Origin of the sequence: Enterococcus sp. DIV2379 (assembly GCF_050542965.1) — a bacterium.
Classification (GTDB): domain Bacteria; phylum Bacillota; class Bacilli; order Lactobacillales; family Enterococcaceae; genus Enterococcus_D; species Enterococcus_D entomosocium.
Genome location: NZ_CP172938.1, coordinates 3,272,501 through 3,294,254, shown reverse-complemented (window position 1 = coordinate 3,294,254; position 21,754 = coordinate 3,272,501). Strand labels below are relative to the sequence as shown.

General features: G+C 45.0%; 13 protein-coding genes, 1 tRNA gene, 2 rRNA genes and 1 pseudogene (1 of these 17 only partly in view). 15 read left to right on the top strand and 2 right to left on the bottom strand.

Going from position 1 to position 21,754, the window contains the following annotated elements; genetic code table 11:
* Positions 1 to 141: 141 nt before the first annotated feature.
* Together IGI92_RS15180 and IGI92_RS15175 are read right to left on the bottom strand one after the other, a co-directional pair.
* Positions 142 to 1,539, bottom strand: coding sequence for a L,D-transpeptidase family protein (locus IGI92_RS15180; protein WP_005233342.1), 1,398 nt, complete (start codon positions 1,537 to 1,539; stop codon positions 142 to 144).
* Between the two features lie 269 nt (positions 1,540 to 1,808).
* Complete coding sequence (locus IGI92_RS15175; RefSeq protein WP_005230720.1) at positions 1,809 to 2,792, bottom strand: L-lactate dehydrogenase; 984 nt, start codon at positions 2,790 to 2,792, stop codon at positions 1,809 to 1,811.
* 355 nt (positions 2,793 to 3,147) lie between these two features.
* Between IGI92_RS15175 and pth the strand changes: the two genes are divergently transcribed.
* The 15 genes and pseudogenes from pth to IGI92_RS15100 all read left to right on the top strand — a co-directional run.
* A complete protein-coding gene (gene pth / locus IGI92_RS15170; protein ID WP_008380153.1) occupies positions 3,148 to 3,708 on the top strand; it encodes an aminoacyl-tRNA hydrolase in 561 nt (186 codons plus the stop codon).
* A gap of 11 nt (positions 3,709 to 3,719) precedes the next feature.
* Entirely contained in the window at positions 3,720 to 7,238 is a 3,519-nt protein-coding gene (mfd, locus tag IGI92_RS15165; RefSeq protein ID WP_301389085.1) for a transcription-repair coupling factor, read from the top strand.
* Between the two features lie 15 nt (positions 7,239 to 7,253).
* A complete protein-coding gene (locus IGI92_RS15160; protein WP_301389083.1) occupies positions 7,254 to 8,885 on the top strand; it encodes a polysaccharide biosynthesis protein in 1,632 nt (543 codons plus the stop codon).
* Positions 8,872 to 9,138 (top strand): RNA-binding S4 domain-containing protein, encoded by a 267-nt coding sequence (locus IGI92_RS15155; protein WP_005230745.1) that lies wholly within the window; start codon positions 8,872 to 8,874, stop codon positions 9,136 to 9,138. The genes IGI92_RS15160 and IGI92_RS15155 overlap by 14 nt, the downstream gene beginning before the upstream one ends.
* Before the next feature lie 83 nt (positions 9,139 to 9,221).
* Positions 9,222 to 9,668: an FtsB family cell division protein gene (locus IGI92_RS15150; RefSeq protein ID WP_005233351.1), complete on the top strand. Its 447-nt coding sequence runs from the start codon at positions 9,222 to 9,224 to the stop codon at positions 9,666 to 9,668.
* Positions 9,669 to 9,742: 74 nt separating this feature from the next.
* Entirely contained in the window at positions 9,743 to 10,186 is a 444-nt protein-coding gene (locus IGI92_RS15145; protein WP_005233352.1) for a S1 domain-containing RNA-binding protein, read from the top strand.
* Positions 10,187 to 10,286: 100 nt separating this feature from the next.
* The gene (gene tilS, locus IGI92_RS15140) at positions 10,287 to 11,687 is read left to right on the top strand and encodes a tRNA lysidine(34) synthetase TilS (RefSeq protein ID WP_301405439.1); all 1,401 of its coding nucleotides are present in this window, start codon (positions 10,287 to 10,289) and stop codon (positions 11,685 to 11,687) included.
* Positions 11,688 to 11,706: 19 nt separating this feature from the next.
* Positions 11,707 to 12,252 (top strand): hypoxanthine phosphoribosyltransferase, encoded by a 546-nt coding sequence (hpt, locus tag IGI92_RS15135; protein WP_005230750.1) that lies wholly within the window; start codon positions 11,707 to 11,709, stop codon positions 12,250 to 12,252.
* 73 nt (positions 12,253 to 12,325) lie between these two features.
* A pseudogene (ftsH, locus tag IGI92_RS15130) lies at positions 12,326 to 14,327 on the top strand (ATP-dependent zinc metalloprotease FtsH); the annotation flags it as partial.
* 249 nt (positions 14,328 to 14,576) lie between these two features.
* Positions 14,577 to 15,458 (top strand): Hsp33 family molecular chaperone HslO, encoded by an 882-nt coding sequence (hslO, locus tag IGI92_RS15125; protein ID WP_005233356.1) that lies wholly within the window; start codon positions 14,577 to 14,579, stop codon positions 15,456 to 15,458.
* Positions 15,459 to 16,472, top strand: coding sequence for a tRNA dihydrouridine synthase DusB (dusB, locus tag IGI92_RS15120; protein ID WP_005233357.1), 1,014 nt, complete (start codon positions 15,459 to 15,461; stop codon positions 16,470 to 16,472).
* A gap of 96 nt (positions 16,473 to 16,568) precedes the next feature.
* On the top strand, positions 16,569 to 18,062 hold the full coding sequence (lysS, locus tag IGI92_RS15115; protein ID WP_005230758.1) for a lysine--tRNA ligase: 1,494 nt from the start codon (positions 16,569 to 16,571) through the stop codon (positions 18,060 to 18,062).
* A 662-nt stretch (positions 18,063 to 18,724) separates the two neighbouring features.
* Positions 18,725 to 20,284 (top strand): 16S ribosomal RNA (locus IGI92_RS15110).
* Between the two features lie 76 nt (positions 20,285 to 20,360).
* Positions 20,361 to 20,433 (top strand) — tRNA-Ala (locus IGI92_RS15105).
* Between the two features lie 179 nt (positions 20,434 to 20,612).
* Positions 20,613 to 21,754, top strand: a 23S ribosomal RNA gene (locus IGI92_RS15100) (it continues 1,773 nt past the right edge of the window).
* The 16S and 23S rRNA genes sit together here with 1 tRNA gene alongside, the layout of an rRNA operon.

The window sequence follows — 21,754 nt, the reverse complement described above, 5'->3', positions numbered from 1 at the left end:
TTTAATTAATATGCTTAATTAAGCATATTAATTAAATGTCGCTTTGTAAACAGGAACATTTGGGAAACAACAAAAAAGCCGCAAAAGAATTTTTTTTGCGGCTTTTGGTTCATCTATAAAAAGGTTTGACTCTTTTTTTCATTAAATCACGATCACGGGTGTCCCGACTTCGGCTTTGCTGTACAATTCTTTCATCACGCCTGGCGGAGTATTGATACAGCCGTGAGAGCCGCGGGTTTTCCAAAGATCACCACCGTATTCCGTTTGCCAATCAGAATCATGGATTCCGACACCGGTCCAATCGATCGGCATCCAGTAATCAACAGGGGACGCATAATCTTCACCGGTCAAGGTTGCATCTTCTTCTTTGTTCCAGACATAGAAGACACCAGTTGGCGTTGGTGTGGCTGGTTTTCCAGAGATAATTTTCGTATCTAGCACCAGCTCGCCATCTTTATAATACCACATGTGTTGGTTTTTCAGATCAACTTCGATATACGTGTTGCCAAATAACGGGCTGCCAGCATCGGTGCTTCCTTGAGCGATCGGTGTGCGCGTGAAGTCTTCGCCGGCTTTTAACGCCTCAATCAATGCTTCTGTTTCCGCATCGGTTTGGATCGTCCAGCTGAGGGTGCCGGCTGGAACCGTTACTTCGCCTTGTTTGGTACTCTTGAAGGTCGAAGAATTGGTGCTGGTGTTGTATTGCTCTCCGATCGAAGCGACATAGCTTCTTACTTTGTCTTCGTCGATCGTGGTGTTGCCATCTTTGTAAGAGAGCCAATCCATGATCGATTCTCTTGGAATTTGAAACGTGTTTCCGTTGATCGTATAATTGCCGGTTACTTTGGCGATTTTATTCAACGAATCCATTTCTTTGGTTAGATCAGGATCATCAGCGGTCACACTTGGTTTTGTGACGTAATCGACGAGATTTAATTCCTTTTCGCCACTGACGATGGCTTCTTGTAAGTCTGCTACTGCTTTGTCCACATCAATGGCATCGCCGTCAACTTCTGGTTTGATAGAAAAGCCGTCTTCGCCTTTTTCCAATGTTGCATCGGCTGACTTGGTACGATCCTCATTTAAAGTTTCTAGTTCCTTTTGGATCGTGTCCGTTTCGCTGTTTAGCGTATCTTGATCCACCGAGAGATTGTCCAGTGTTTTTTCTTCTGCAGCGGAAACATAAGCCATTCCCCAACTCCACTGGTTCTGTTCATCTTTTAATGATTGCAGCTCATTGGTGAAATCCGTTTGTAACCCAAATTGAGCAAGGTTGATTGTCTTCCATTCGCTATCGCCTTCTTTGATGGTGAAATCTTCTTGCGAGTAGCGGTCATGCAGCAGGGCATTGGCCTCGGCAACAGTTTTGTTGCTGATGTCGATCCCATCGATTTCAGTCTTTGGTAAAAAACGGTTTGCATAATATGTACTTCGGTAGGTATAGCCGCCAGCGATCACTACTAATATAGCAGCCACAACGATTAGAACAATTTTCTTGGTATTGTTCTTGGCGTCAGTATGTTTGTTTGAACGAGTCATTCAACTACTCCTTTTTTTCTAATGGCATAATAGATAATAACGCTTAAATCATACCATATTCCCCCAAGAAAGCGAATATGGCAAATGAAACTTCCATGAAAAATAGAAAATTCTTAAACTATCTTTAGCTAAGCTGTAGAAAAGCATTTCTTTGCATAAAAAAACTGAACGAACCGCAGCAAATCATCTTGATCAAATTGTTCTGAAAAAGAGTGAGCTGTAAGGTTCGTTCAGTGGCATAGTTGACTAGCTAAACGAAGTGAAAGAAATTATTGATTGTCTTCTGCATCTAGTTTCGCAAAAGCTTCATCAAGAATATCTTTTAATTGTTTTGCAGAAGCGGCCATCCGGTCTTTTTCACCATCCGTCAATGGGATCTCAATCACTTTTTGAATCCCTTGGGCGTTGATAACTGCAGGCGCACCGATGTACAAGTCGTTTAAGCCGTATTCGCCGTTCATGTACACAGACAATGGTAAAACAGCATTTTCATCGTCTAAGATCGCACGAGTGATCCGTGCTAAGGCTACCGCGATCCCATAGAAAGTCGCACCTTTTTTCTCGATAATGGTGTAGGCTGCATCACGAACGCTGAAGAAAATGTTGACCATTGCTTCTTCATCGATATCTGGGTTGTTTTTGACCCATTCATAGATTTGCAAGCCGGCTACGTTGGCATGAGACCAAACAGGGAATTCTGAATCCCCGTGTTCGCCTAAGATATAGGCATGGACGTTACGGGCATCAACATCGACTAATTCAGCCAAAGCTTGACGGAAACGTGCAGAGTCTAAAGAAGTACCTGAACCGATGACGCGTTCTTTCGGGAAGCCTGAGAATTTCCAAGTCGAATAAGTCAAAATATCGACTGGGTTTGCTGCTACTAAGAAGATTCCGTTGAACCCTGAATCAACGATTTGGGTAACTACTTCCCGGTTGATTTTCAAGTTTTTATGAACCAAATCTAAGCGGGTTTCACCTGGTTTTTGAGGCGCACCAGCTGTAATAACGACTAAATCAGCATCATGTGCATCTTCATAAGAAGCGGCATAGATTTTTTTAGGGGAAGTAAAGGCCAAGGCATGGGACAAATCAATTGCGTCGCCTTCTGTTTTTGCTGTATTTATATCAATGATTCCGACTTCTTGCGCAATGTTTTGGGTCACCAGCGCAAACGCGTAACTAGAACCAACCGCACCGTCTCCAACAAGAATTACCTTTTGGTGATCTTTTTTGTTCGTTTTTGCAGTCATCTGTGTATCATTCCTTCCGCATAATTGTTTTACTCGCTATCATCCTACCATTTTCAAGTATATTTGTCATGTGATTTGCACAACAATATTACACAAAATATCGCTGTTTCAGTTGTAAATGCTTTCTTTGTTATTACGTCAAAAAGAGGATATATCAACGTTTTATTAAGATTCGTTAAGAAAGATAAAAACTGAGCAAGAGGACGCCACCATAACAGTCCATTTCGTGTTATAATTATTTCAGCAAAAGAACTGGGCGCATTTGTGTGCCCAGTATTTTGTGTTTGGATAAGAAAACCGATAAAATAGATGAAGAATCAGCTTGAAACTAGAAATAATGGAGCGTAATCGAAAAATGAAAATGATTGTAGGCTTGGGAAATCCCGGCAAAAAATATGAGAAAACCAAACACAATGTTGGCTTTATGGTAGTGGATGCGTTGGCACAAAAGTACCAAGCAACCTTTAAAAAGTCGGCTTTTGAAGCAGAAGTGGCAGAGTTTTTCTTGAAGGGTGAAAAAATCCTTTTGGTCAAACCGCAAACCTTCATGAATGAATCCGGTCGTTCGGTAGGTCCGTTGATGACCTATTTTGGCATCTACCAAGAAGAATTAGTAGTGGTCTATGATGACCTTGATTTAGCATTAGGGAAAATCCGCTTGCGCCAAAAAGGCAGTGCGGGGGGACACAATGGAATCAAGAGTTTGATCGCGCATTTGGACTCGACAGTCTTTGACCGCATCAAAATCGGGATCGATCGGCCACGTCCAGGACAAACCGTGGTCAATCATGTACTGAGTCCTTTTGCAAAAGACGATCTGCCCATCGTTTTACAAAGTATTGATAAGGCAGTCGAGGCAAGTAGTGATTACTTGACCAACGGCGACTTTCTTGCCACAATGAATCGATTTAACTAAGGAGGGCCGAGATGGATTTAATTGAATTAATAAATAAAGTGCCGACAGTGGCGGCTTGGCATGCAGGTTTACGTGAACAGGCCCACCGGCAATTACTGACCGGTCTAGCTGGATCGGCAAAAACATTGGCGATCACCGGTGTGTATCAGGCATTTCAAAAACAAGTGATCGTGGTGACACCAAATCTGTATTATACGAATCAACTAGCCGAAGATCTGCGCAACGTGACGGATGATGTCTATGTTTTCCCAGTGGACGAAGTGTTGTCAGCCGAAATGGCTTTTTCTTCACCAGAAGCACGAGAAGAACGAGTGGCAGCGCTGAATGCTGTTTCTCAAGGAAAAACCGGGATCTATGTGTTGCCGGTGGCGGCTTTGCGAAAGTATTTGCCTGAAAAGAAAACCTGGTTAGCCAACCAATTCCAATGGCAAATCGGCGATGAGATCGATTTAGAGCGTTTGCCGCAACAATTGATCTTGATGGGTTACGAACGGCAGTCAATGATTGGCAAACCCGGCGAATTCAGTATTCGTGGGAGCATCCTCGATATTTATCCATTAAATGCCGAATACCCCGTACGGATCGAGTTATTCGATGTAGAAATCGACTCGATGCGTTCTTTCAACGTGGAAACGCAACGCTCAGTGGAAACGCTGCAGCAAGTGGCTATTTTACCGACTACCGAATTGGTTTTCTCAGCGGAAGATTTAGCTGCGGGGCAAAAGCAGCTACAAGAATTATTGAACAAACGGTTGGCGGTCACCAAAGAAGTAACTGATCGCGCGTTTTTAGAAGACTATTTCGGCCAATTGGCCTCCCAATGGCAAGCGGGGATTCCCGGTGAAAGTGCCCGTTATTACACGGATTTGCTTTATCGTCAGCAAACGAGTGTCTTAGATTATTTTTCTGAAGACGCCTTTTTGATGATCGATGATTATGCTCGGATCATGGAGACCAATCGTGAGATCGAACGGGAAGAAGCGGAGTGGCATACCCAAAAATTAGCGGAGCTGCGGGTCTTTTCTGAACAGCAATTCGGGATCGATGTCCATCAACTGCTGCAAAAAGAAACCTTTGTGACCAGCTTCTTTTCTTTATTCCAAAAAGGAATGGGGAACATTCGCTTCCAAGCGATCCATCAATTCCAATACCGGCCGATGCAGCAGTTTTTCAGCCAAATGGGTCTCTTGAAAGTTGAGATCGATCGCTGGGAGAAGCAACAGCAAACGGTGATTTTTCTGGTCAGTGACCAAGAACGGGCCAAGAAGTTAGAGCAAGATCTGCGAGATCATGATATCTATGCCGTGCAGACGCAACAAGACCGCCTGTTTACGGGACGCACCCAAATCGTGGTGGAACGTTTGCAAAGCGGCTTTGAAATGCCGCAAGACAAGCTAGTGGTGGTTACAGAAAAAGAAATTTTCCAAAAGATGAACAAAAAAAGAGCCCGCCGGCAAAATGTCACCAATGCGGAACGTCTCAAAAGCTACAATGAGTTAAAAACCGGCGATTATGTCGTCCATGCGAATCATGGGATCGGAAAGTACATCGGCATGGAAACCTTAGAAGTCGATGGCGTCCATCAAGATTACATGACGATCTTGTACCAAAACGAAGACAAGCTCTTTATTCCAGTCACCCAATTGAATTTGATTCAAAAATATGTGGCTTCCGAATCGAAAACACCGAAAATCAATAAATTAGGCGGCAGTGAGTGGGCGAAGACCAAGCGCAAAGTGACGGCTAAAATTGAAGACATCGCAGATGATTTGATTTTATTGTATGCCAAACGCGAATCAGAAAAAGGCTATGCCTTTCAACCAGACGATGCCTATCAAAAAGAATTTGAAGATGCCTTTCCTTATTCGGAAACCGATGATCAGCTGCGCAGTACGGCAGAGATCAAGCGGGATATGGAAAAAGAAAAGCCGATGGACCGTTTGTTAGTTGGAGATGTCGGTTTTGGGAAAACAGAAGTGGCGCTGCGGGCTGCTTTTAAAGCGATCAAAGAAAGCAAACAAGTGGCTTTCTTAGTGCCGACAACGATCTTGGCGCAGCAGCACTATGAAACGATGGTCGATCGTTTTGAAGGATTCCCCGTCAATGTTGGGGTGCTGAGTCGTTTTCGGACGAAAAAACAGCAGAATGAAACGATCGAGCAAGTGCGCAAAGGGCAAGTCGATATTTTGGTGGGGACCCACCGATTATTGTCAAAAGATGTCGAGTTTGCTGATTTGGGCTTGTTGGTGATCGATGAAGAACAACGTTTTGGGGTCAAACACAAAGAGCGCTTGAAACAACTGCGTTCGCAAGTCGATGTGTTGACGTTGACGGCAACGCCGATCCCAAGAACATTGCATATGTCGATGCTGGGCGTGCGGGACCTATCTGTGATCGAAACACCACCGGAAAATCGTTACCCGATCCAAACCTATGTGATGGAGATGAATCCAGGAGCGGTGCGAGAAGCGATCCAACGGGAGATGGCACGCGGGGGCCAAGTGTTTTATCTCTATAATCGTGTCGATACGATCGAGCGAAAAGTCGAAGAACTGCAGGCGTTAGTGCCAGATGCACGAATCGCTTATGCCCACGGGCAAATGACCGAGATCCAATTGGAAAATACCCTGTTTGACTTTATTGAAGGGCAATACGATGTGTTGGTGACGACGACGATCATTGAAACCGGTGTGGATATTCCCAATGCCAATACGTTGTTTGTGGAAAATGCCGATTACATGGGGCTTTCGACGTTGTATCAGTTGCGTGGCCGTGTCGGTCGGAGCAATCGAGTCGCTTATGCGTATTTCATGTATGAACAGCAAAAAGTGTTGAACGAAGTCAGTGAAAAACGGCTGCAAGCCATTAAGGACTTTACGGAGTTAGGTTCAGGATTCAAAATCGCGATGCGAGATCTTTCGATTCGTGGGGCAGGAAATCTATTGGGGGCGCAACAGCACGGCTTTATCGATGCAGTCGGGTTTGACATGTACTCACAAATGCTGTCGGAAGCAGTCACTCGTAAACAAGGGAAAAATACCCAAACAGAAAAAACGACCGTTGAGATCGATCTGGGGATCGATGCCTACTTACCGACTTCGTATATTGAAGACGAACGGCAAAAAATCGAGATCTATAAACGAATTCGTGAGCTGGAATCACAAGAAGCAGTTGATGAACTTCAAGATGATTTATTAGACCGTTTCGGAGAATACCCTGTAGAAGTGGCGCACCTCTTAACGGTGGGCGAGATCAAAATGAACGGCGATCGTGCCTTGTTAGAAACTATCCGCAAGCAGCAACAAACCGTGTCGTTTACTTTGAGTAAAGTCGGCACGAAAAATTATTCGGTGGAGCAGCTGTTTGAAGCATTGAAAGCCACTAAATTAAAAGCCACGATGGGTGTCGATCATGAGCAAATGACCATCAAATTACAGATTCCGCCAGTGATGAAAGAAAGCACCTGGCTATTAGAAATCCAAGATTTTGTCAAAGCGTTACGGGAACAAAAATACGCCAGCCAAGGCTAGAAAGGAACCAGAGGGATGCCGAAATCACAATTGAAGCGTACGATGGAAGGGGCGTTTATTTTAACGATCGCTTCCTTTATCGCAAAAATCTTAAGTGCCGTTTATCGGGTCCCTTTTCAGAACCTGGTAGGCGACGAAGGGTTTTATGTGTATCAACAGGTCTATCCGATTTATGGATTGGCAATGACTTTGGCGTTGTCAGGTTTGCCGCAGTTTATCTCCCGCATTGTTGCTGAAGAACCTGATCCTTTGAAAAGTAAGGAGCGGCTGCAAGCGTTGACGCCTTATGTGCTTTGGTCGGCGATTGGCTTATGGGCTGTGACCTTTTTATTTGCCGGTCCAATCGCGCAAGTGATGGGGGACCATCAACTGGCTGGCTTGATTCGAGTCGTTTCCTTTACCTTTTTGTTTGTCCCGCCCTTGACCTTTTATCGAGGAATGTTTCAAGGAAATCTACAAATGGTGCCAACCGCAGTGTCTCAAGTTGTAGAGCAGCTGCTTAGAGTTGGTGTGATTTTAGGTGCTGCGGCAGCTTTCCAGCAATTGGGCTGGACGATTTATCAAACGGGGACTATCGCCATGATGGGTGCCTTAGTCGGGGGCCTTGCGGCGTGGTGGATTTTAAGTTATTATAGCCGACAAATCAACGGCAAACGCCTATCGCTATGGCATAAACCAGTCACCCGTATAGGAGAAAATACCGCTGTGTTATCCACCTCGTTGAAAAAACGGTTCTTCTTAGAAGGCGGTCTGTTGACGATTTATAGCGGCTATTTGATCTTGTTCCAGTTAGCGGATTCGTTTTTATTGACCAATGCGCTAGAAGCGGGGGGATTGACGGCACAAACAGCCCGGATTTCGAAAGGGATCTATGATCGCGGACAACCCCTCGTCCAACTAGGTCTTGTGGTAGCGATGGCGTTAAGCTCGACGTTTTTGCCAACGTTGACCAAGTATTTGACGGTAAAAAATCAGCAGCTGTTTGAAAAGTCGGCAAAAATGTATTTGCGCCTAACGATCGGGATTGCTTCGGCTTCTGCGGTAGGGTTAGCGATTTTGCTGCCTTATATCAACTTTGCCTTATTTAAAGACGGATCTGGCAATGCTGCGCTGGTATTGTTTGTCTTTTCCATCGCTCTGATGGCGACGATTCAAGCCTATCAAAGCATTCAACAAAGTCGCAATACCTATACCTTCGGCTTGCTCGCTGCGGGGATTGGTCTTTTGGTCAAATGTCTATCGATGTGGCCACTGACCGCTTCTTATGGGACTGCAGGAGCAAGTATCAGTACGCTGTTGGGGTTAGGAGCGACCTTATGCTGTTTTGTGGTTTCCGAACAGCGTCGAGCACAAAGTAGCATCAATCGCTTTTGGTATGAAGGAAATTATGGAAAAAAATTATTTCTTTGTTTAGGGATCATGGCAAGCGTGCTATTCTTATATTATAGCTTCGTTGCGATCTTATTGAACGGTCCTTTGACCCATCGACTACAGGCGTTGATTTTTTGCCTAGGCGGTGTCGGTCTGGGAGGCGCAGCCTTTATCGGGACAGCGATCAAAATCAAATTGTTAACGATTCGCGAATGGCTGTTAGTTCCATTTGGAAAGAAACTATTAAGAAGAGGTGAAAAACATGAGATTAGATAAATTTCTTAAAATCTCCCGCATCATCAAGCGTCGCTCTGTTGCCAAAGAAGTGGCAGACAAGGGACGTATTCAGATCAACGGCAAATTAGCCAAGTCAAGCAGTGACGTCAAAGTAGGCGATACTATGCGTATTCAGTTCGGGAATAAGGTCTTGGAAGTAAAAGTCAATGAATTGCATGAATCGACGAAAAAAGAAGACGCTGCAAAAATGTATGAGATTGTTTCAGAGGAAAGAATCTCAGAAAATGCTTGATTTTTACGGCATTTTCAGTTAGACAAGCTTTGCGGATGTTGGTATAATGTAAAAAACAAAGACAGCGACGGGAGCGAGTTCAGGTGGCAAAAGAATCAAATAAAAAAATAGAACTATTGCAGACCGATTATGCGAAAGAGCAATTTGCCAAGTTTGAAAAAGAGCGGCGGCAAGTCGTGTTTCGCCGACGTCGGCTGGTGGCGTTTTTCGTGGCGGCATTAGCGATATTTGCAGTCGTGGGGATTCAGATGTTTAACGACCAAATGCGCCTGCAAAAACTAAAGGAATACAAGGCGGAAACAGTCGCCGAACAAAAAGAAGCTGAACAAAAAGTGGCTTCATTGGAGCGAGATGTTGCCTTATTGCAAGACGATGAGTATGTGGCAAAATTGGCCCGCAGCCGATTCTTCTACTCAAAAGATGGCGAAAAAATTTATCCTGTCTTGCCAGATGGAACGGATTCTCAAAACACTAATGAGCGTTCTGCGCAAAGCGAACAAGAATCATCATCCACAGAGTCACAAGATTAAGCAATGTCATACCTACTCAGCGCAGTAGTTTGAATTATTTTAAATGGGTAAAAATTAGGAGGAACATTTTTTATATGTCAATCGAAGTTGGAGCGAAACTAAAGGGCAAAGTGTCTGGTATTACAAATTTTGGTGCGTTCATTGATCTTGGTGAAGGGAAAACTGGTTTGGTGCATATCAGTGAAGTATCAAACGGATTCGTCAAAGACATTCACGACGTGTTGTCTGTTGGGGATGAAGTGACAGTACTTGTTACGGCAATCGGCAACGATGGAAAAATTGGACTATCGATCCGCAAAGCAGAAGATAAGCCGGAAGAAAAACGTGAATACCCGAAAAAAGAATTCAATCGACCAAATCCGAAAAAATCTTTTTCACGCAATCAAACTACGAATGTAAATAAACAAGACTTCGATTCATTGATGAGTTCTTTTCTAAAAGATAGTGATGATCGTCTTTCATCATTACGTCGAAATACAGAAGGAAAACGCGGTGGCCGCGGCGGACGCCGTAACTAAACATGAATAGCAAGTTGGAAAAAGCTGAAACAAAACTGTTGGTTCGTTTTGTTTCAGCTTTCTTTCTTGTGGGTCTACCAAATGAGAAGGAGGGCAAATGATGGTCATTCAAACCGTTCGAGGGCAACTCACTGCCATCGATCCTGAAAAAAAACGCCGCTTTTTGCTGGCGGTATCGACGGGAGTCGACTCCATGGTCTTGCTGCAGGTCTTTTGTCAGTTGTTTCCCGAAATGCAAAAAGAGCAGGTCTTTGGTGTGGCACATGTAAACCATCAATTGCGTCCAGCATCTGCTGAGGAAGCTGCTTTTTTACGGCAGTACTGCCAAGAACGCGGCATTCCTTTTTATGAGCGGTGCTGGGAAAATCCGCCAGAAACCGGCGTAGAAGCTAGCGCTCGCGACTTTCGCTATACGTTTTTTGCCGATGTCATGTCCCAAGAAGGCTATGATGTTTTGCTGACTGCTCACCACAGTGATGACCAAGTAGAAACGATGCTGATGAAGATGATGCGAGAAGGCCGCTTGCAATCGGCTGGCGGGATGCAACAGCAGCAAACTTTTCACACAGGAGTCCTGTTGCGGCCGTTGCTTAGTGTCAGTAAGACAGCGATTTACGACTATGCGCAAGCACAGCAGATTCCCTACTTTGAAGACGAAAGCAATCACGAACCGCTGTATTTGCGAAACCGACTACGCCAGCAAGTAGTGCCGGCATTAAAAGCAGAAAATCCGCAACTGCTGCCACATTTTCAACAGCTTTCTGTAGAAATGCAGTTCGCCAATCAGTTGATCCAGCAAGAGCAGCAGCAATGGTTGTCTGCGTTCGTTCAACAGCAAGCTACTCGCTTAGTGATCGATCTGCAACAGCTGCCGAAGTTTTCACCGGCGCAGCGCTATTTTTTCTATGCGGGGTTTTTGCAGCAAGCAGAAGTTTTTACAAAGCAGCCACTCAATCAAAAACAGCTGCCGCAGTTATTGCGTCTGCTAGACGAAAAGAAAGGGCAATGGCAATTGGCATTGCACAAACAGTGGCAGCTGCGGCGCAGTTATGACCAATTATTATTGGAACCTGTAGCTGTTTCCCAAAAGCCTGCAACGCCGTTGACAGAAGTCAGTCAGCGTCTGGTTTTAGGGGAGGGGATCTATCTTTCTGAAAAGGAATGGATTGGGTATTTTCCGATAAATGAACAGCATATTCCCAAAAAAATCACAAATTGGTCAGAGTTTTCCCAAGATTTACCGCTAAACTATTCCTCTGAGCTGATCGTACGTAAGCGTCAGCCAGGAGACCGAATCCGCTTGGCGCGTGGCCTGACCAAAAAGATCAGTCGTTTTTTTATCGATTCAAAAATTCCTAATGAAGAGCGAGAAAAAAGTTGGGTCGTCACAAACCTTGATAAACAGGTGATTGCCTTACTACCTCATGCATTTTCCTATTTGAGTATTGCGCCAGAAACTGATAAAATACACTACATACTTCTTTATAAATATCAGAAGTAAGAGTTGGAAGGAGAACTTTATGCTAGATAAAGATATTGAGAAAATTTTGATTTCCCGTGACGAAATCAAAAATCGTTGTGTGGAACTTGGTCAAGAATTAACGGCGGCTTATGCGGATAAAAATCCTCTAGTCGTAGGTGTACTGAAAGGTGCCGTTCCTTTCATGGCAGACATCGTTCGTGAGATGGATTGTTACTTGGAGTTAGACTTCATGGATGTCTCAAGTTATGGCAATGCCATGATTTCATCTGGAGAAGTCAAAATCATTAAAGATTTAGATACAAATGTTGAGGGCCGCGATCTTTTGATCGTTGAAGACATCATTGACAGCGGTCGCACGTTGGCTTATCTGGTAGATCTATTCAAATACCGTAAAGCGAAATCAGTGAAAATCGTGACGTTATTAGATAAGCCGGAAGGCCGTGTTGTTGAGATTGATGCTGATTACGTCGGCTTCGATGTGCCAAATGAGTTTGTTGTTGGATATGGACTGGACTATGCAGAGCAATATCGAAACTTACCTTACGTTGGCGTCTTAAAACCTAGTGTTTATCAGTCAAATTAGTGACTGTTCTAAATCAATTGTGATACAATTAAATGGTCAGGATTGATAAAACAAAATAGCCAGGGAGGTACGCATGAATAAGAAAAATAACGGTATGGTAAAAAATACCTTATATTATGTACTTGTCTTGTTGGCGATGGTCATGGTCGTTTATTTCATTTTTGGAAATGGCAATCAGCAGACCCCAACGATCGAGTACTCCACGTTTACAGAACAACTGAAAGACGGGAAGGTCAAACAATTTACTGTCCAACCCGCTAACGGTGTTTATCGAATCGTGGGTGAATACAATGAAGAACAAACTGTCAGCAATGACAACAGCTTGTCTGTTTTAGGCAATACACAGGCGAGTTCGACCCGCTTTTCAACGATCATTTTACCAAATGATTCTACGCTGAGCGAAGTCACCAGTCTGGCCTCAGCACAAGGGGTCAAAACTACCATCGAAGAAGAATCCAACAGTGGTATTTGGTTATCGCTTTTGGTTAGCTTCTTACCACTTGTGATCATCATTTTCTTCTTCTATATGATGATGAGCCAACAAGGCGGCGGCGGTGGCGGTGGCGGCCGTGTGATGAACTTTGGCAAATCAAAAGCCAAAGAAGCGGACAAAAAAGCCAACCGCGTACGTTTTTCAGACGTAGCCGGTGCAGAAGAAGAAAAACAAGAACTTGTCGAAGTCGTGGAATTCTTGAAAGATCCTCGACGTTTCGTTGAATTAGGTGCCCGTATCCCAGCAGGTGTCTTACTTGAGGGACCTCCGGGAACCGGGAAAACGTTGCTAGCCAAAGCCGTTGCCGGTGAAGCTGGCGTACCGTTTTACTCGATCTCTGGTTCAGATTTCGTTGAAATGTTTGTCGGTGTCGGTGCAAGCCGGGTACGTGACTTATTTGAAACAGCGAAGAAAAATGCACCAGCCATCATCTTTATCGATGAAATCGATGCCGTCGGTCGCCAACGTGGTGCCGGTATGGGTGGCGGACATGATGAGCGGGAACAAACATTGAACCAATTATTGGTTGAGATGGATGGTTTTGATGGGAATGAAGGCGTGATCGTCATTGCCGCAACGAACCGTTCGGATGTTCTAGATCCAGCGTTGCTGCGTCCAGGTCGTTTTGACCGTCAGATTTTAGTTGGTCGTCCAGACGTGAAAGGCCGTGAAGCAATCCTCCGTGTTCATGCTCGGAACAAACCTTTATCAGATGATGTTGATTTGAAAGTCGTTGCCCAACAAACACCGGGCTTTGCCGGTGCGGATCTGGAAAACGTCTTGAACGAAGCCGCCTTAGTTGCTGCTCGTCGTAACAAGAAAAAAATCGATGCTTCAGATATCGATGAAGCAGAAGACCGCGTGATCGCTGGTCCTGCGAAGAAAGACCGTGTCATCAACAAACGCGAACGTGAAATGGTTGCTTACCATGAAGCAGGACATACCATTGTTGGTTTAGTCTTGAGTCGTGCCCGTGTGGTACACAAAGTAACCATCATTCCTCGGGGGCGAGCTGGTGGGTACATGATCGCCTTGCCGAAAGAAGATCAATTCTTGATGACTAAAGAAGATATGTTTGAACAAATCGTTGGCTTGCTAGGTGGACGTACGGCTGAAGAAATCATCTTCGGTGTGCAATCAACGGGGGCTTCCAATGACTTTGAACAAGCAACTGCGCTTGCAAGAAGCATGGTGACAGAATATGGAATGAGCGATAAATTAGGTCCAGTTCAATATGAAGGAAACCATCAAGTCTTTGTCGGTCGCGATTACGGTCAAACAAAAGCATACTCTGAACAAGTTGCCTTTGAAATTGATCAAGAAGTTCGCAAGATTTTAATGGATGCCCATCAAAAAGCCCATGAAATCATTGAAGAACATCGTGCCCAACACAAATTGATCGCTGAAAAACTACTTGAACATGAAACATTGGATGCTAAAGCAATCAAATCCTTGTTTGAAGAAGGCAAAATGCCTGCAGGGACTGAAAGCTCTGAGTATCCTAGTGAAAAAGCCCAAACGTTTGAAGAAGCGAAACGTGCGCTGGAAGAAAAAGATGCAGAGAAGCAAGCTGCAGAAAAACACAGCGAAGATGCATCATCAAACGATTTTGATCAACAATTGGAAGACGTTCGCCGCAATAGCGAAAGCCAACCGACTGATCAAGAAAACAAAGATGATAACGCCTAAAACAAGACGTATCAAGGCGCCGAGGAAACTCGGCGCCTTTTTGTTTCTATTTAAGAAGACTTTTCTTAAATTCAAACACATTCAGTTGAAAAAAGCGGCGCTTCCTAGTATGATTCATTAATGAATAAAAAGGAGAATCAAGATGAAGGATTATTTAGTAAAAGCACTCGCATATGACGGCTTCGTCCGAGCATACGCCGTATCGGCAACAGAGACGATCGCCGAAGCACAACGACGCCATGAAACATGGAATACGGCATCTGCTGCTTTAGGGCGAGCGATGGTGGGAAGTTTGTTATTAGGCAGTACCTTAAAAGGGGAAGACAAATTGACCGTCAAAATTCAAGGAAATGGTCCTGCTGGGGCAATCGTCGTAGACAGCAATGGCCGTGGGGACGTAAAAGGATACATAAAAAATCCACAGATCAGTCTGCCATTGAATCCTCAAGGAAAATTGGATGTTCGGGGCGCAGTGGGAGACCAAGGAATTTTTACCGTAATCAAAGACTTAGGGCTAAAAGAACCTTTCTCTGGACAAACACCGATCGTCTCTGGGGAACTTGGGGAAGACTTTACTTATTATTTAGCAGTGTCAGAACAGATTCCTTCTGCTGTTGGTCTGAGTGTATTAGTAGAAACCGATGATTCGATTCGGGCAGCCGGTGGATTTATGCTACAGATCATGCCTGGTGCCAGTGAAGAGATCATTGATGCCATCGAAAAACGTTTGGGAGAATTGCCTCGAGTGTCAACCTTGATCGATGAAGGCCAATCACCAGAAGAGGTCTTAGCGACATTGTTACCAGACACGACGATCGAAGTACTAGAAAAAATGCCCGTCCAGTTCCACTGTGATTGTACGAAAGAAAAATTTGCGACAGCGATCATCACCTTAGGGGCTGAGGAGATCCAAGCAATGATCGATGAAGATCATGGGGCAGAGGCAGTCTGCTCGTTTTGTGGCAACAAGTATCATTTTGATGAAACGGAATTGGCGGCGTTGAAGAAAGAGGCGGAAGCGTAAGTGAAAGATAGACAGACATGGCAGATCGGCTCGGTTGAGATTCCTAACCGCGTCGTCGTTGCGCCAATGGCAGGGATCACCAATTCTGCGTTTCGTGTGACAGTCAAAGAATTTGGCGCGGGTTTAGTCGTCTGTGAGATGATCAGTGATCGAGGGATTCAACTGCGTAACAAGAAGACCCTTGAGATGCTGTTTATTGACGAGACCGAGCATCCTCTTAGTATTCAGATTTTTGGTGGGAATAAAGCATCCTTAGTAGAAGCAGCGCAATTTGTCGCAGAGAACACAACTGCCGATATCATTGATATCAATATGGGGTGTCCTGTAAACAAAATCATCAAAGCAGAAGCTGGTGCGAAGTGGCTTTTAGATCCCGACAAGGTTTATGAAATGGTCCATGCTGTTTCCAGTGCGATCGACAAGCCCGTTACCGTCAAAATGCGGATCGGTTGGGATGAGCAACACGTCTTTGCGGTTGAGAATGCCCAAGCCGCGGAAGCAGCGGGTGCCGCAGCAATCGGTATGCATGGCAGAACCCGTGTACAGATGTATGAAGGATCGGCTGATTGGGACGTTTTGAAACAAGTGAAGCAAAGTATCACCATTCCTTTTATGGGCAACGGCGATGTCAGAACCCCTGAAGATGCGAAACGAATGTTGGAAGAAGTCGGCGCTGATGCAGTGATGATCGGACGGGCAGCCTTAGGCAATCCGTGGATGATCCACCGCACCAAGCAATACTTGGAGACAGGCGAGTTATTGCCGGAACCAACACCACGAGAAAAAATTTCGACAGCGAAACTTCATTTAGAACGGTTGGCTGATCTAAAAGGGGAAAAAATCGCTTCGCGAGAATTCCGCCAACATGCTGCGTACTACTTAAAAGGTATTTCACGGGCAGCCAAAGTGAAGGCAGCTATCAATCAAGCAGAAGATAAGCAAACGATTTTTGATTTATTAGATGCATTTGTAGAGAAGACCGAAAAACAGCCGGTAGCAACTTTTAAGGAATAAGAAACAAATCAAGTCGATCCGAAAGTTCGGCTTGATTTTTTGCGTCATCATTGGCATTATAAGAAGGAAACCCAAGTTAAGAATGGAGGAAAACTCGTGACAGAGGAACGACAAACACAAGAAGAATTGAATGATCAAATGTTGGTTCGCCGTGAAAAGATGGAAAAACTACGGGAAGAAGGCATTGATCCTTTTGGCAAGCGATTCGAACGCACCCATAATTCTGCCGAGTTACATGAGTTATTTGATCAAAGAACCAAAGAAGAATTAGCCGAAATGAATCTTTCAGCAAGCATTGCAGGAAGAATCGTTACAAAACGTGGAAAAGGGAAGGCTGGTTTTGCGCATTTACAAGACCGCGAAGGCCGTATTCAAATATATGTACGTAAAGACCAAGTCGGGGACGAACCTTACGAAGTATTCAAGCATGCAGATCTAGGTGATTTCTTTGGTGTATCTGGTGAAATCATGAAGACCGACACTGGCGAAGTGACCATCAAAGCCAAAGAAATCGTGATCTTATCCAAAGCATTGCGTCCATTGCCAGACAAATACCATGGCTTGACGAACGTAGAACAACGCTACCGTCAACGTTACTTGGATTTGATCAGTAATAAAGAGAGCTTTGATCGTTTCATGAAACGAAGCCAAATCATTAGCGAAATTCGTCGTTACCTTGACGGACATGGATATATCGAAGTCGAAACGCCAGTATTGCATAATCAAGCAGGTGGTGCAGCGGCTCGTCCCTTCATTACACACCACAATGCCTTAGACATGGATCTGTATTTACGAATCGCACTTGAGCTTCACTTGAAACGATTGATCGTGGGTGGCATGGAAAAAGTCTATGAGATCGGCCGCGTTTTCCGAAATGAAGGAATCGATACGACCCATAATCCCGAGTTTACGATGCTAGAAGCGTATACAGCATATACAGATTTCAAAGATGTGATGGATTTGACAGAAGGCATTATCCGTAATGCTGCTGAAAAAGTCTTGCATACAGCAACGATCCAATACGATGGACAAGAAGTCGATTTAGCTAGCGACTTTGCACGAATCCATATGGTCGATGCAATCAAAAATCAAACAGGTGTTGATTTCTGGCAACCAATGTCCGTTGAAGAAGCGCGTAGTTTAGCGAAAGAACATCATGTTGAAATCACTGATGCCATGACTGTTGGCCATATCATCAATGAATTCTTTGAGACATTTGTTGAAGAAACGTTACAGCAGCCAACCTTTGTCTTTGGTCATCCAGTGGAAGTTTCGCCATTAGCGAAAAAGAATCCAGAAGATGAACGCTTTACGGATCGCTTTGAATTATTTATCGTTGGTCGTGAATTTGCGAATGCCTTCACGGAATTGAATGACCCAATCGATCAAAGAGAACGTTTTGAAGGACAAGAAAAAGAGCGCGAAGCAGGAAATGATGAAGCCCATGGGGTGGATGAAGATTTCTTAGAAGCACTTGAATACGGTATGCCGCCAACTGGTGGATTAGGGATCGGGATCGACCGCTTAGTGATGCTGTTGACCGATGCACAATCGATTCGTGACGTTTTGTTATTCCCGACAATGAGATAAAAAAGCTCCGTCCACTCGCAAGAGATGGGCGGCTTTTTTTCTTGTCTGCTGGATCAGGGAGAAAAACAGTGAGGAATTAGAGGGGAAAAAGCCAGGGTAATTGCTAGAAAACGGATTAAATGCGAACGATAAAAGCTGGATTCAATGTGATTAGACGGGTTTGTAAAAATTAAAAAAAGCCATAGAAAATGATTGACCGCAAGGGATTTAGTTGGTATATTATTACATGTGCCAAATGACTGAAATGAATTCGTAAAAAGAATTGAAAAAAGTGGTTGACGCACAGCTCGACAGATGATATTATAACGAAGTCGCAATTTTAAAATAGTTAATCGACGTTGATACATCAACAAAATTAATTAAAAAAAGTTGTTGACAAATAACAAATCATTTGTTATTCTAATGAAGTCGCTGAGACAGCCGCTGCGAAGTTGAAAAACAACGAGCGAAAAAAACTTTTAAAAAAGAGTTGACAATCAATTGTCGCTCTGATATGATATAAAAGTTGCTAACACAGCACTGTAGACCTTTGAAAACTGAACAAAGCAAGCAAACGAACCAATGTGTAGGACGTTTCAATTTATTGAAACAAATACATGCAAGCAATAGCTAGCAAAGTTAATTTTTATGAGCTTAATGACCGTATGGTCATTCAAACAAATCATTATGAGAGTTTGATCCTGGCTCAGGACGAACGCTGGCGGCGTGCCTAATACATGCAAGTCGAACGCTTTTTCTTTCACCGGAGCTTGCTCCACCGAAAGAAAAAGAGTGGCGAACGGGTGAGTAACACGTGGGTAACCTGCCCATCAGAAGGGGATAACACTTGGAAACAGGTGCTAATACCGTATAACACTATTTTCCGCATGGAAGAAAGTTGAAAGGCGCTTTTGCGTCACTGATGGATGGACCCGCGGTGCATTAGCTAGTTGGTGAGGTAATGGCTCACCAAGGCAACGATGCATAGCCGACCTGAGAGGGTGATCGGCCACACTGGGACTGAGACACGGCCCAGACTCCTACGGGAGGCAGCAGTAGGGAATCTTCGGCAATGGACGAAAGTCTGACCGAGCAACGCCGCGTGAGTGAAGAAGGTTTTCGGATCGTAAAACTCTGTTGTTAGAGAAGAACAAGGATGAGAGTAGAACGTTCATCCCTTGACGGTATCTAACCAGAAAGCCACGGCTAACTACGTGCCAGCAGCCGCGGTAATACGTAGGTGGCAAGCGTTGTCCGGATTTATTGGGCGTAAAGCGAGCGCAGGCGGTTTCTTAAGTCTGATGTGAAAGCCCCCGGCTCAACCGGGGAGGGTCATTGGAAACTGGGAGACTTGAGTGCAGAAGAGGAGAGTGGAATTCCATGTGTAGCGGTGAAATGCGTAGATATATGGAGGAACACCAGTGGCGAAGGCGGCTCTCTGGTCTGTAACTGACGCTGAGGCTCGAAAGCGTGGGGAGCGAACAGGATTAGATACCCTGGTAGTCCACGCCGTAAACGATGAGTGCTAAGTGTTGGAGGGTTTCCGCCCTTCAGTGCTGCAGCAAACGCATTAAGCACTCCGCCTGGGGAGTACGACCGCAAGGTTGAAACTCAAAGGAATTGACGGGGGCCCGCACAAGCGGTGGAGCATGTGGTTTAATTCGAAGCAACGCGAAGAACCTTACCAGGTCTTGACATCCTTTGACCACTCTAGAGATAGAGCTTCCCCTTCGGGGGCAAAGTGACAGGTGGTGCATGGTTGTCGTCAGCTCGTGTCGTGAGATGTTGGGTTAAGTCCCGCAACGAGCGCAACCCTTATTGTTAGTTGCCATCATTTAGTTGGGCACTCTAGCGAGACTGCCGGTGACAAACCGGAGGAAGGTGGGGATGACGTCAAATCATCATGCCCCTTATGACCTGGGCTACACACGTGCTACAATGGGAAGTACAACGAGTTGCGAAGTCGCGAGGCTAAGCTAATCTCTTAAAGCTTCTCTCAGTTCGGATTGTAGGCTGCAACTCGCCTACATGAAGCCGGAATCGCTAGTAATCGCGGATCAGCACGCCGCGGTGAATACGTTCCCGGGCCTTGTACACACCGCCCGTCACACCACGAGAGTTTGTAACACCCGAAGTCGGTGAGGTAACCTTTTTGGAGCCAGCCGCCTAAGGTGGGATAGATGATTGGGGTGAAGTCGTAACAAGGTAGCCGTATCGGAAGGTGCGGCTGGATCACCTCCTTTCTAAGGAATATTTCGGAAGACTACACATCGTTTGCCTTTGTTCAGTTTTGAGAGGTCTACTCTCAAGTAAATACCCGGGGCCTTAGCTCAGCTGGGAGAGCGCCTGCTTTGCACGCAGGAGGTCAGCGGTTCGATCCCGCTAGGCTCCATTAACGACAATGGTCGTTATGCTTTGTTCATTGAAAACTGGATATCGAAGAAAAAATCAAAACAAGTAACACACACCGAGTTGAAATGTTAAAAGAGTTTTTTAATAAGTTCAACGCTTATTTTCTTGAGCAACCTTCTATCGCTAGAAGAAGTACTCAAAACCGACCGTAAGGTCAAAGGTTAAGTGAATAAGGGCGCACGGTGGATGCCTTGGCACTAGGAGCCGATGAAGGACGGGACTAACACCGATATGCTTTGGGGAGCTGTAAGTAAGCTATGATCCAGAGATTTCCGAATGGGGAAACCCAGCATCTTTTATAGGATGTTACGTCTGCGTGAATACATAGCGCAGTCGAGGTAGACGCAGAGAACTGAAACATCTAAGTACCTGCAGGAAGAGAAAGAAAATTCGATTCCCTGAGTAGCGGCGAGCGAAACGGGAAAAGCCCAAACCAACAAGCTTGCTTGTTGGGGTTGTAGGACTCCGATATGGTAGTCTATTCAGATAGTCGAAATACTTGGAAAAGTATGTCAAAGAGGGTAAAAACCCCGTAGGCGAAATTTGGATAACACCTAGGAGGATCCTGAGTACGGCGGAACACGAGGAATTCCGTCGGAATCCGGGAGGACCATCTCCCAAGGCTAAATACTCCCTAGTGACCGATAGTGAACCAGTACCGTGAGGGAAAGGTGAAAAGCACCCCGGAAGGGGAGTGAAATAGATCCTGAAACCGTGTGCCTACAACAAGTTAGAGCCCGTTAATGGGTGATAGCGTGCCTTTTGTAGAATGAACCGGCGAGTTACGATAGCATGCGAGGTTAAGTTGAAGAGACGGAGCCGCAGCGAAAGCGAGTCTGAATAGGGCGAATGAGTATGTTGTCGTAGACCCGAAACCATGTGATCTACCCATGTCCAGGTTGAAGGTGCGGTAAAACGCACTGGAGGACCGAACCCACGTACGTTGAAAAGTGCGGGGATGAGGTGTGGGTAGCGGAGAAATTCCAAACGAACTTGGAGATAGCTGGTTCTCTCCGAAATAGCTTTAGGGCTAGCCTCGGAATTGAGAATGATGGAGGTAGAGCACTGTTTGGACTAGGGGCCCATCTCGGGTTACCGAATTCAGATAAACTCCGAATGCCATTCATTCATATCCGGGAGTCAGACTGTGAGTGATAAGATCCATAGTCGAAAGGGAAACAGCCCAGACCACCAGCTAAGGTCCCCAAATAACTATTAAGTGGAAAAGGATGTGGGGTTGCACAGACAACTAGGATGTTGGCTTAGAAGCAGCCACCATTTAAAGAGTGCGTAATAGCTCA

What these genes read in the sequence shown, in the direction of transcription:
- IGI92_RS15175 (WP_005230720.1), bottom strand. Translation starts at nt 2,792, where the DNA reads ATGACTGCAAAAACGAACAAAAAAGATCACCAAAAGGTAATTCTTGTT.
- pth (WP_008380153.1), top strand. Translation starts at nt 3,148, where the DNA reads ATGAAAATGATTGTAGGCTTGGGAAATCCCGGCAAAAAATATGAGAAA.
- hslO (WP_005233356.1), top strand. Translation starts at nt 14,577, where the DNA reads ATGAAGGATTATTTAGTAAAAGCACTCGCATATGACGGCTTCGTCCGA.
- hpt (WP_005230750.1), top strand. Translation starts at nt 11,707, where the DNA reads ATGCTAGATAAAGATATTGAGAAAATTTTGATTTCCCGTGACGAAATC.
- IGI92_RS15145 (WP_005233352.1), top strand. Translation starts at nt 9,743, where the DNA reads ATGTCAATCGAAGTTGGAGCGAAACTAAAGGGCAAAGTGTCTGGTATT.
- mfd (WP_301389085.1), top strand. Translation starts at nt 3,720, where the DNA reads ATGGATTTAATTGAATTAATAAATAAAGTGCCGACAGTGGCGGCTTGG.
- IGI92_RS15180 (WP_005233342.1), bottom strand. Translation starts at nt 1,539, where the DNA reads ATGACTCGTTCAAACAAACATACTGACGCCAAGAACAATACCAAGAAA.
- tilS (WP_301405439.1), top strand. Translation starts at nt 10,287, where the DNA reads ATGGTCATTCAAACCGTTCGAGGGCAACTCACTGCCATCGATCCTGAA.
- IGI92_RS15160 (WP_301389083.1), top strand. Translation starts at nt 7,254, where the DNA reads ATGCCGAAATCACAATTGAAGCGTACGATGGAAGGGGCGTTTATTTTA.
- IGI92_RS15155 (WP_005230745.1), top strand. Translation starts at nt 8,872, where the DNA reads ATGAGATTAGATAAATTTCTTAAAATCTCCCGCATCATCAAGCGTCGC.